The organism is Microvirga mediterraneensis (assembly GCF_013520865.1).
In the GTDB taxonomy this organism is placed as follows: Bacteria; Pseudomonadota; Alphaproteobacteria; order Rhizobiales; family Beijerinckiaceae; genus Microvirga; species Microvirga mediterraneensis.
In genome coordinates this window covers 3,667,644-3,679,307 of sequence record NZ_JACDXJ010000001.1, presented here as the reverse complement: position 1 = coordinate 3,679,307, position 11,664 = coordinate 3,667,644, and the positions used below count along the sequence as shown (strand labels likewise).

Here is an 11,664-nt window from a genome sequence, read left to right as displayed (position 1 = left end):
GGATTCCCTTCCCCTCCGCTGACGCTCCGGCCGGGAATGACGCTGAGGGTGGAGTTGATCGGACGGATCAACTCGTCTGCCGCTGCCGCCCCGTCGTGCGACCACCCGAAGCCGTTCCGGCGGTCGTTCCCGCCGTGCCGCTGCCGGGGTTGCCGGTCGCTGCGCCCGCATCGCCTGCCTCGGTGCCCGTGGCGTGCGTGCCCTGCCGCTGGCCGACGCGCAGGTTGTTCTGCACGTGGCTCACGCCCGACACGGATTCCGTCAGATCCTCGGCGCGCCGCTTCTCGTTGCGGTCGCGGACGGTGCCGGTGAGCGTCACCTCCCGGTTCTGGACCTGGATTTCGATCTCCGAGGCGTCGATCATGGCATCGTCGGTCAGGCGTTCGCTGATGTCCTCGCGGATGCGCTCGTCCGAGCGCTGGTAGCCTTTCGGGCCGCGTCCCTGATGCTCGCCCCGGCGGACCTCGCCCCGGCTGGCGGTGGCGTCGTTGCCGAAGCGGGTGTTGCCGGGACCCACGCCGTAATTGCTGTGGTCCCGCCTCTCGTTCACGAGGCTCCAGGTGCGCTCGCGGTCCTGCATGCGGCGATCGTTCTCGCTGCTGTCGTCGCCGGGACGGGCGCGCTCGCCGGTGATCGTCGAGGCGCCGAAGCGCTTCGGGTGATAGCCCCGGCCGGCGGAGCCGCGTCCCGCATATTCGTCGCCGTAGCTCTGGTAGCCCTCGCCGCCGTAGCCGCCGCGCATGCGGGCGTTGCGGGCGCCTTCCTCGCCGGGATAGCCGAAGCTGCCGAAGGCGGCGCGCACGTCGTCCTCCTCGCGGAAGCGGAACGGCTCGCGTCCGGGATTGCGGGAGCGCTCGGCCCGTCCGCGCCTGTCCTCGTGATAGTCGTGCGGGCGGTGGCGCCAATCGTCATCGTCGTTTCTCATTCGCCGATCCAGCTCGCGGCGTTCGTCGCCGGTCAGGCGGGCGCGTCCGCCGCCTCGGGTCTGATCCGCACGGGCGGATGTCGGGGTGCCGGTGCGGTCGGGTTCGGAGGGCGTGGAGATGCGGTGCAACGCCCGGGAGGCGTCGCCCTCGCGGTCCGTCGCGAGATCGCCGAGCGCCACGATCCCGACCAAGTGCTTGTCGTGATCGACCACCGGCAGGCGGCGGATCTGATGGTCGCTCATCAGCTCGACGATGTGACCCACATCGTCGTCGTCGAAGCACCACCAGACATTGTCGGACATGATGTCCCGCACCCGGGTCGTATCGGGAGGGAGGCCGGCGGCCGTCGCTCGAACGGTGATGTCGCGGTCGGTCACCATGCCCCGAAGGCGGCGTCCGTCGCAGACGGGCAGCGCGCCGACATTCATCTCGTCCATGAGACGCGCCGCTTCCTGGATGGTCCGATCCGGACTCACCACGCGGACGTTGCGGGTCATGATCTCTGCGATTTTCATGAGCTTCCTCTCCAGCAAGGTCACGCCTTGGGAGTTCAGGCTCATGGGCGGCGCGACCAATCATAGGCTGTCGGTCAATGCCGCCAGGCGGGAAAGGTTCAGCGGTCCTCGGAAGTCGAGTGGGAAGCTTACTCCCGAGTTACGATGCAATGCACGCGCGTTCCCCCTCGTAGGATCGGGCAAAAGTTGATGACGAGAGCGAAAGCCCATGAGGGTCTGGCGCGGGTGAGGGGTTACAGGTCCATCCGGAGAGCGCTCTCCCCCTCGCCCTCGCTGCGCTCGTCCTCTCCCCACCTGTGAGAGGTGGGCCGCTGCCGCTCCATGGGTCACACGATTCGAAGGATGGGGAGAATGACGAGAATGTCAGGGCGTCGAGATGATCTCGATGTCCCGGTCCAGCCCGCTTTCGACCTTGAACTCGCGGGTATAGACCTTGCCCTCGTGACGGGCGATCAGGACGTACTCGCCCTCGGCCAAGGTGACGGAAGGGAAGGCGCCGATGGCCTCGCGGATCACGTCGCCGCCTGGGGTGAGCACGCTGAAAGCCGTGCCGGCGAAGGCCTCGCCGCCCGCGGAGCCGACCAGTTTCAGCGTCACGATGGCGGCGCGATGGTTGAGGGTCGCTTCCGTGACGCGCCCGGATTCCACCTTCAGGTCGCTGCGCATGATGGCGTTGGCGTCGCCATAGGTGGAGACCACGTGATAGGTGCCTTCGGGCAGGCGGATCATGTCGTTGGCCTTGGCGTCGGCGATCACGAGCCGGCCTTCGGAATTCTGCGCCTCCGGCACGTAGACGGAAAACGAGAGGCGGTTCGCCGCAATGGGGCTTCCGCTCACGGCGCCCTTGAGCTGGAGGGCTCCGGCGTTGATGGCGAGCCGCTCGTTGAGGTTGCCGCGCTGCACGCTGATGCGTTTCGACGCGCTCGCGAAGCCGTAAGCCACGTGGACGATGTAGTTGCCGGGCGACAGGGTGAAGCTCGGCGCGGGACTCGTGGAGCGGGCGACGATATTGGGCTGCGACGCATCTCCGCGATCCTCGAAGATCCGCCACACCAGGCCCGAGCGGATCGGCTCGTTGCTTCCCGCGAAATTCGCTCCGGCATTCAGCACCACCTGCCCGACGGAGATCGCCGGGAGGTTCTGCGACATGGAGGGAACGGCGGGTGACTGCGCCAGGACGGGCCCGGCTGCGATCAGGCTGAGAAGACCGAGAATGGCAAAAGGCTGTTTGTCAAATAAGGGCATCGGCTGAAATGGGTTCTCATGGGGGCGGCGAGGCGACCGCCGTCTGAATCCGCTGGCCCTCGCTTTTGACGAGATCGGAGGCGGCCGCAACCAGATTCTCGAGGGACATCGGCCGGAAGTGGAACTCGACCCGATGGCGTCCGGGGCCGATTTCGACGCCTCGGAACAGAAGGTTGGCGCGCAGGATCGGCCGGCGCTCGCCATCGACCCAGGCCTCCCAGCCGGGATAGTTGATGTCGTGCAGCACCAATATGCCGTTGTCGCTGCTCTCGACATCGAGGACGACCGAGTTGCGCCTGTAGCTGACGATGCGTGCCTGTCCCCTGGACTCATCGGACGCGGCCCCGGCCGCCGTGTAGGGAGCCTTGAGCAGGGGCATGCTCTCGTTGTCGATGAGGGCTTCCGTCTCGCGATTGAACTCCGGCAGCTCGTCTTCGCCCAGCACATCCTCCGAATTCACGGGCGAGACGTGATGCGCCACGTAGGCGCGCGGAACGGAGGTGTTCAGGCGGTAGATCCACATCCGCCCCGTCCCATAGACGATCTCGGCATCGGTCAGGCGCGGGAAATGGCGCGGCAGCTTCTCCACGGGTCGGTCGAGCACGACGTAATCGAGCCCGAGAAGGCTGGCGAGCTCGCAATTGTAGCCCCTGAAGCTCGTCGGGAAACTGCGCAGGTTGGGGTCTTCCGCATTCTCGCCGGGGCCGATCGCGCGCTCGTAATCGGCGAGGCGCAGCGGGTTGTACCCGATGGTGTCCTCGATCCCGAGGACCATGGACGCATTCTGCCACGCCCCTTTCAGGCCGAGGATCTCGACGCGGGGATATTCGCCCCTCGCATGGCGGTCGGCGAGTTCGCGCTTGAGGATCTGCAGGCCCTGCAACTGTTCCGGCGGCAGCTTCGTGAAAATCGTGTAGCGCTCGGCGGGCTCCGCATTCAGGGCCGAAGCCGCGTGACGGCCGATCAGCTCCGCGCCCGTCAGGGTCACGAGCACGAGGGCGATGGCTTCGCGCCAGCGCGATGCACCGCTCATCCGGGTGATGACCACGATGGCGAGGGTCGCCACGGCAAGGCTCACGCCGATTTCCGTCAGGGCCGGGGAGACGAAGCCGCCCTTGACGGCGAAGGCCATGGCGCTGGCGACGGCCGCAGCCACGAGGCCAAGGGCGAGGAGCGGCAGAGCCACCCAGAGCCGGCCGAGGGCCGACCGGTTCCATTGCGGCAGCCCCTCCGTCGCATAGCGATGGACGAGATAGCCTGCCGCGAAGGCCAGGGCGATGTTGATGAGGAAGGTCGCGTCGGCCGGCCTGCGGTAGAGGTCCACACCCGGCAGGTGATCGAAGATCATGACGAAGCCGGGCGTATAGCGCCCGAGCGAATAGAGCGTTGCCGCGATCCCCATCACGAGGAAGAAGCGGAACTCGCGGGCGAACAGGCGACCGCCCGCCACCCCGTGCCAGAGCAGGAGCAGAGCCGGGACCGTGCCGATGAACAGGTAGTTCGTCGCCCGGTCGGTCCAGGTTCCCTCGGACAGGCTGTGCCAGTCCGGCCCCCAGTAATCGTAGGTCCAGCGCAGGGAGCCGAACACGTTGCCGAACAGGATCGTCGCCAGGCTCTCCGGGGGCAGGGACCCCATGGCCGCCACGCCGAACCCGAAGGAGGGGCGCGTCGAGGTGGCGAGGAACTGCATCGTCAGTACGATCGGAACGGCGAGAAGCGCGCCGCCGATCAGCCCCATGAAGACCAAGAGCCCGAGGCGGGACTTGAGATAGACCAGAGAGCGAGGCGCGGTGCAGATCCGCTGCGCAGCCAGGGCGATGAGCGTCAGGCCGCAGAGGAAGGCGACCTGGTCACGCCCGATGACCATCATGGCCGCACTGACCGCGAAGAGCAGGCCATAGAGGTAGGAGCGGCGGTCCAGGGCCTCTTCGAGGAGCCAGAAGGCGAGGGGGAAGAAGCCGTAGCTGAAGATTATGCCGGTATGCTGGAGCCGGGCCGTGGCGGAGCCGCCGAGCATGAAGACGAGAGCCGCCACCACGGCGCCCGCCGGGTGCCATCCCCGCCGGCGGAACAGGGGCACGAAGGCCAGCGCTCCGGGCAGGAAATGGGCGAAGACGACTATGTCGAAGAGCTGCATGGACGGCTCGGGGACGAGCCATCCGAACAGGAGCATGGTGGGCGTGAAAAGCAGCGACTGCGGATCCGCCGCCGAGGGATGCCCGCCGAAATGGTAGGGGTTCCACAGGGGCAGCTCACCGTTGGCGAGGGCGCTGCCCAGGTAGCGCAGGGTGGGATAGAACTGGTTCTTGGAATCCCAGGGAACGACTGTCCCGGTCAGGGGCCAGATGGAGACCGCCAGGGCCCAGGCCGCAAGGATAAGGGCAAAAGCCGTCAGAACCTGGCGCTGCGACCAGGCTGGCAGGGACGCTGGACTATCCAGTCCGGAAATCGATGTCTGCATTGCACTCAACGCGGCATCCCGCCCACTCATCTCTCGCCACGAGACCCATCGACCGGCCTGCACGCGCACGCCCCCCGGGTCCGCCATGGCTGGAAACCTGCTTGGCGTCTGACCGCACTCCCCCTATACATCCGCTGCTGTTTCTTTTGTTCAGCGATGTGTTTTCGGGATGCCCGCGCTTCCTCAAACGCAGCAAGACGGCGAGACGATGGCAAGCCGGGGCTTTCCTGACCTGCCGCCTTTAGCACCCATCTACATTGTTCCACATTATTCACGCCGGATGAAGATCCCATGAATGATAGTATCTCCCGCCTTCTGCAGCGCCGTTCCGTCCCTCCGCGTTGGCTGGGCGAGCCGGGGCCGTCCGAGCAGGAAGTCGAAACGCTTCTTAAGGTCGCATCCCGGGTGCCGGACCACGGCAAGCTCGTTCCCTGGCGCTTCATCCTGATCCAGGGCGAGGCTCGAGGGCGCCTCGGCGAGGTGCTTGCGACGGCCTTCCAGGCGGATAATCCCAATGCCAGCGCCGAGCAGGTCGCGGCCGAGCGGGAGCGCTTCTCCAACGCCCCCCTGGTCGTCGCGGTGGTGTCCCGCGTGGTGCCGCATGCGAAGATCCCGGACTGGGAGCAGGTTCTCTCTGCCGGGGCGGTCTGCATGAACCTCCTCACCGGAGCGACCGCTCTCGGCTATGGCGCCTCCTGGCTTACCGGATGGGCAGCCTTCGACCGGCGTGTGCTCGACGCACTGGGGCTGAAGCTCCATGAACGGATCGCCGGCTTCGTGCATATCGGAACGGCCAAGGAGACGCCGACCGACCGCGACCGTCCCGCCCTGGCTGACATCGTGACGCGTTTCTGAACAACTCGCCGGTAGCTGATCCCTCATGTTCTACGAAACCTCGACCAACGCCCACGGCCTGCCGCACGATCCTTTCAAGGCCATCGTCACGCCCCGGCCCATCGGCTGGATCACCACCATGAGCGCTAAAGGAGAGGTGAACCTTTCGCCCTATTCGTTCTTCAACGCCGTGTCCGAGCGCCCGCCCATGGTGGCGTTCTCGTCCGCCGGCAAGAAGGATGCGCTCACCTTCGTGGAGGAGACTGGGGAGTTCGTCTGCAATCTGGCGACCTATGACCTGCGCGAGCAGATGAACGTCACGTCGGCCGTTCTGCCGCGCGGCGAGAACGAGATGGACCATGCGGGCCTGAAATCCGCTCCCTCCCGGCTCGTGAAGCCGCCACGGGTGGCCGATGCCCTTGCGGCACTCGAATGCAAGTGGCTGCAGACCGTGCCGCTCAATCCCCTGGGCGGGGGCGACCCGTCCTATTACCTCGTGATCGGGCAGGTCGTGGGCATCCACATCGACGACCGCTACATCGTGAACGGTCTCGTCGACACCGCCGCCATGCGCCCCATCGCCCGCTCCGGCTACCGGGACTATTTCGTGGCGACGCCGGAGACCAGGTTCTCGATCACGCGCCCCGGCGGCTGACACCGGCGCCCAAGCGAGCGAGGTGGCGCCTCAACAAAAAACGCGGCCCGAAGGCCGCGTTTTTCATGTCTGTATGAAGCGTCAATCGCCTCAATCGAACCGGCCGCTGGCATGGGCCAGCATGGTGTAGACCTTGCCGGTTTCGGACGTGAGATAGGTCTTCGTCAGCATGGAGTCCCGGTCGTCGCGGGAGACTTCCGACAGCAGACGCTCGAACTCTTCCACGTACCGGTCCACCGTCTGCCGGAACTCGTCGTCGCGGCGGTATTTGCGGCGGATCTCATCGAAGGTCTGCTGACCCTGCAGGGTGTAGAGGCGACGGGTGAACACGTTGCTCTCGCCCCGGCGGTAGCGGTCCCACAGCTCGACGGCCGCCTCGTGATCGATCATCCGGGCGATGTCGACCGAGATCGAATCCAGGGATTCGAGGCTGTTGGTGCGGGCGCGGTCGGTACGAGCCGGTGCACGGGCGGGCTCGACGGCCTCGTCGCGGGAGGCGCGGTTCAGGAGATCCGACAGCCAACCGCCGCGATTGCCGGCGTCGCGGGCGGGAGCCTCCTCCCGGCGAGCAGCCGGACGCTCAGCCGGGGCTTGAGCCGGGCGCGCGGGGACCGGTGCAGGCGCAGGCGTCGGGGCAGGAGCGGGCTTGGGCTCCGCCTGACGGGCGACCGTCGCGGCAGGGGCGGGGGCCGGATTCTGCGCGATCCGCTGCTCGACCGCGGCCGCGACGGCGGCCATGGTGGCGGCGACGGGCGTCTCGTTGACGGCGGCCTTGCGGGGCTGGGCGGCCGGAGCGGCATCGACCAGACGGTTGGAGCGCGATACCAGAGCGGACAGCTCGTTGAGAGCCTTGATCTGGTCGGCGACGACGCGGCGCATGTTGGCGCTGGCTTCCTGCGTCTCCTGCGGCAGCTCCACGACGCCGCGGCGCAGCTCGGCGCGGGTCGCCTCCAACTCGCGCTGGATCTGGCCCGTCATGCCGCGCAGCTCGCCCATCGTGTCGCGGAACTTCGCGGTGGCGCTGCCGAGGGCCTGGGCCATCTCGGCGGCGGCCTGCTCGTAATTGGCGCGCAGGGCAGCGGCCGTGCGGGCGCTCTCCTCGCCCGTGCTGGACCGGATGCGCTCGAACTGCTCGCCGATGGCGTTCGTCGCCGTATCGGCGGCAGCGGCGAGGACGGAGCCGAGCTGGCGCGCCTTCGCGTCGGCGTTCTCGAGCGAGCCTTCCAGCAGGGTCGTAAAGGAGCGCGTGGCGGATTCGAGATCCTGAGCCCGCGCGTTGATACGGCCGAGAAGCTCGTCCAGGGCCTGCTGGCGGCCGGACAGGGCTTCGCTCATGCGGGCCTCGACACGCTCGAGAGCGGTCGTGGCCTCGGTGAGGGTGCGCATCTGCTCGTGGGTGGTGTCGGTCAGCGTGCGACCGCGCTCCTCGAGGCTCTGGGCCAGTTCCAGCGCCTGCTGGATGGCTCCGGAGGATACGCTGCGCAGGGCATCGACCTGATCGCCTACCTGATCGGACGCGCGGCCCGTCTGGGTGGCGATCTCCGTCAAGAGCGACTCGATGTGCTGGACGCGCCCGGCCAACCCGTCCTCGACGGCGCCGAGATTGCTGCTGGCCGAGGCCGCGACCTGCTGGAGCAGGCGGTTGGCGTCCTGAAGGCGTCCGAGCACGTCGGTGAGCTCGCCGCGCAGGCGGTCGCTCGTGCCGGTGAGGGCTTCGACGGTCTGCTGCGTGCCCAGGTCGAGGGCGCTGCGCATGGCCTCCGTCGACTGCATGTAGGAGGCGGTCAGCTCCATCGTGCGATCCTGCAGAGAGGAGAGCAGGGTGCTGCTGCGCTCTTCGAGGCTGCGCAGCGTCGTATCGCTGATGGCGGCGACTTCGCGGCCGATCACTTCGCCACGGCTACCCAGGTTCTCGACGAGGGATGCGCCTTCCGTGTCGAAGATCGAGCGGATCTCGCCGATGCGGCTGGTGAGCGAGCCGAGAACGGCCTGTCCAAGCTCGTCGATGGTCTCGGCAACGCCGCTGAGGCGGTTGACGACCCGGTCTTCGAGCATCGTGACGCTCTGGTTGAGCGCGTTGGCGATTTCCTCGGCGCGGCTTCCCAGGGTCTGGTTGATCTCGAAGGCGCGGGTGCCCAGGGTTTCCGTGATCTCGTCGGCGCGGCTGCCGAGAACCTCGTTGATCGACGCGATGCGGCTGTCGAGGGATACGCCGATCTGCTCGGCCCTGGAGGACAGGGTATCGGCAATCGAGTTCGTCTTGGCGCTGATCGCCTGGCTGATCTCGTCGACACGCGCCTGGAGCGAGGCCGCCACGTCGCGTCCGCCTTCGGCCATCACGCGTGCCATCTCGCCGGTGCGCACCACCAGGGCCTCGTTGAGCGCCGTGGCGCGGGCGCCGAGAACGGTGTCGACCCGCTCGACGATGGTGTCGAAGTTGACCGTGATCTCCGAGCTGCGCCGTGAGGCGTGCTCTTCCAGGGCGGCGAGCTGGGTTTCGATGGCGGTGGTCGCCTCGCGGGCGCGCTCGGCGAAGGTCTCGGCCACGGCGCGGCCCTGCACGGTGATGAGACGGTCCATCTCCTCGAAGCGGCCGCTGATCGTCTCGGTCAGGCTGCCCACGTCGCGGGACATGCGCTCGGCCATCTCGCCGCCGCGGGCCATGACGCCCTCCAGGGCCGTGAGGCGCGAGCCGAGAGCCTCTTCCATCTCGCGAGTACGGGTGTCGACCGTCGTGGAAAGAGTTTCCGCCGTGCGGCTGAGCACCTCGTTGACGCGCGATCCTTGCGACGCGATGGCGAGGACGATGTCCTTGGCGGTGGTCGCGAGACGGGTCTGAGCCTCGTCCGTGTGGAGAGCGAGCGTCTCGGAAAAGTCCTTGCCGCGCGTTTCGAAGGCGGTGCGGAACTCCTCGACCTGGTTGCCCATGAGCAGCGACACGCGCTCGCCGGCCTCGGCGAGGCTGGTCTCCAGCGCTTGGCCCTGGACGGTGACGGATTCGCTGACGCGCTGGCTCGCGGTCTCGAGGCGGGGCGCCCGATCCTCGACGCGGTTGCCGATGGATTCGTCGGCGAGGCGCACGGCGCTTTCGAGCTGCTCGCGCACTTCTCCGCCCCGCTCGCTGATCTCGCGGGTGACGTCGGCGGCCGTGGTTGCAAGACGCTCGCGGAACTCGTTGCCGCGCAGGACGATCTCGTCGACGACGCCCGTTCCGGTCGTGGCGAGCTGCTCGCGCAGACTGGTGCCGCGGGTCGCCAGTTCCTCGATGAGGGATCCGGCGGTGAGGGCGAATTCCTCGCGCAGATTGCTGCTGCTGGCGGTGAGTTCCTCGACGAGCGTGGCGCCCGTCGTTGAAAGCTGCTCGCGCAGCTGCGTGCCGCGTGTCGCGATCTCCTCGCCCACCAGGGCGCCCGCCGTGGCGATCTGGTCGCGCATTTCCGTCGTGCGGGCCGAGATATCGTCGGCGATGACGCCGCCGGTGGCCGCCAGCTTCTCGGTGATCTCGGCTCCGCGCTGGGCGAAGCTGTCCTCGAGGGTGCGGGCCGTCTGCTCGAAGGCTTCGCGCACGTCGTTGCCCTGCTGGGCGAGGGCGTCGATCACGCCGCGGCCGGTTTCGGCGAGCGTGCGGGTGACCTGGCTCGCGCCGTCCTGCAGGTGGCGGGTCAGGAGGTCGCCGGTGCGCTCGAAGGCGCCCGTGATGTCCTGCGCCTTGCTCTCGAGCGCGCTCGTGATGGTGGTGCCCACCTCCGAGATGCCGTTCTTGATCTCTTCGCTGGAGCCCGACAGGCGTTCCACCAGCTCGACGCCGCGGCTCGCCATTTCCTCGACGACGCGTTCGCCGGCGCGGCCGAGGGCCTGCGTGATGTGATCGCCCTGCTGTTCGAGCGAGGCGGTGACCTTGTCGCCCGCGCCGCTGACGGCAGAAACGACGCGCTCGCTGGCGCCGTCGAGATCCTGGATCAGGCTCTGGTGCACGCCGGTGATGGAGCCGCGCACGCGCTCCGCGTTGGACACGATGGCCTCACGCTGCGCCACGAGCTCGTCGATGAGCGAGCGGATGCGGATTTCGTTGTCGGAATAGGCGCGCTCCAGCGTCGAGATTTCGCTGCGCACGAGGGTTTCGAGTTCGCCCGCGCGGGCCAGGGCCCGCTCGACGCCATCGCCGACGGCGGCGACTTCACGGCGCACGGCCTGCGAAACGGACAGGACCGCATCGGTGGAGAAGTTTTCCGGCTGAGCCAGACGTACGGCGACTTCGCCGACCGCCCGTGCGACCAGCTTCATTTCCTGCGAGCGGATCGTGAGCATCGCGGCGATGAAGAAGAGGAAGATCGGCGCCACGAGCCCGACGGCCCCGAGAGCCAACTGCGAGGTCGAGAAGGCGGCGAGCAGCTGTTCGGGGGTGGTGATCCCCTGTGCATAGACCAGGGCCCCGATACCGCCGAGCCAGAGCAGGGAGGCGAGGGCGGCGATCCAATAGGCGCGGCGGGACGGGCGGACCTGGAGGGCCTGCAGCATCACGCCCATGTTCTGGCGGTCATCATTCGCGACGGCGCTCCGGTCGGGGGCGATGAAACCGGAACGGGCCATGTCGTCGAGCCTGGGGTCATGGTCGTCTGCCTGGGCGGACAGGGAATCGGAACCGAGACCGAAAGGACCCTTGGTGAAGTCGTGATCGTCGATATCGGGCAGCTTGGGCTCTTCATAAGGCTTGTTGCCCGAGCGCTCCGGCGTATGGATCACGAATGTCTCTTCGAGGTTGAGTGCCTGCTCGACAGCCGACAGGGCCGCCTCAGCCGGGTCCTTCATCTTCTTGTTCTCGGTCGCCATGATCCGCCCTCGTGACGCAACTGATGATGGTTGAGCCCGCTTCATTCCCTGAAAAACGAGGTGAATGCGTGGCCTCAACCGGCACGGAGCCCCGTTCAAGGGATTCCGCACGGTAATCTGTTATTTACCAAGCAAGTCTAGCGGCCGATCTGCAACAAGGAAACCCGATGTCCCCTGTCATTTATGAACGTCGTTAAC

Annotated in this window: 6 protein-coding genes; 2 read left to right on the top strand and 4 right to left on the bottom strand. The window is 67.4% G+C overall.

Features of this window, described 5'->3' with window-relative positions:
• Positions 1–67: 67 nt before the first annotated feature.
• The 3 genes from H0S73_RS25815 to H0S73_RS17480 all read right to left on the bottom strand — a co-directional run bounded on the left by H0S73_RS25815 (position 68) and on the right by H0S73_RS17480 (position 5,147).
• Positions 68–1,441, bottom strand: a complete 1,374-nt coding sequence (locus H0S73_RS25815; protein ID WP_246389037.1) for a CBS domain-containing protein — start codon at positions 1,439–1,441, stop codon at positions 68–70.
• A gap of 363 nt (positions 1,442–1,804) precedes the next feature.
• On the bottom strand, positions 1,805–2,686 hold the full coding sequence (locus tag H0S73_RS17485; protein ID WP_181053338.1) for a hypothetical protein: 882 nt from the start codon (positions 2,684–2,686) through the stop codon (positions 1,805–1,807).
• A gap of 16 nt (positions 2,687–2,702) precedes the next feature.
• A complete protein-coding gene (locus H0S73_RS17480) occupies positions 2,703–5,147 on the bottom strand; it encodes a YfhO family protein (protein ID WP_181053337.1) in 2,445 nt (814 codons plus the stop codon).
• Positions 5,148–5,438: 291 nt separating this feature from the next.
• Between H0S73_RS17480 and H0S73_RS17475 the strand changes: the two genes are divergently transcribed.
• Together H0S73_RS17475 and H0S73_RS17470 are read left to right on the top strand one after the other, a co-directional pair.
• Positions 5,439–6,002 carry a nitroreductase family protein gene (locus H0S73_RS17475; protein ID WP_181053336.1) on the top strand — a complete coding sequence of 188 codons (564 nt, stop codon included), beginning with the start codon at positions 5,439–5,441 and terminating at the stop codon, positions 6,000–6,002.
• A gap of 25 nt (positions 6,003–6,027) precedes the next feature.
• Positions 6,028–6,636, top strand: coding sequence for a flavin reductase family protein (locus H0S73_RS17470; protein WP_181053335.1), 609 nt, complete (start codon positions 6,028–6,030; stop codon positions 6,634–6,636).
• A gap of 90 nt (positions 6,637–6,726) precedes the next feature.
• Here H0S73_RS17470 and H0S73_RS17465 read toward each other — a convergent pair whose 3' ends face one another.
• The gene (locus tag H0S73_RS17465) at positions 6,727–11,466 is read right to left on the bottom strand and encodes an apolipoprotein A-IV repeat region-like domain-containing protein (RefSeq protein WP_181053334.1); all 4,740 of its coding nucleotides are present in this window, start codon (positions 11,464–11,466) and stop codon (positions 6,727–6,729) included.
• Between the last annotated feature and the right edge of the window lie 198 nt (positions 11,467–11,664).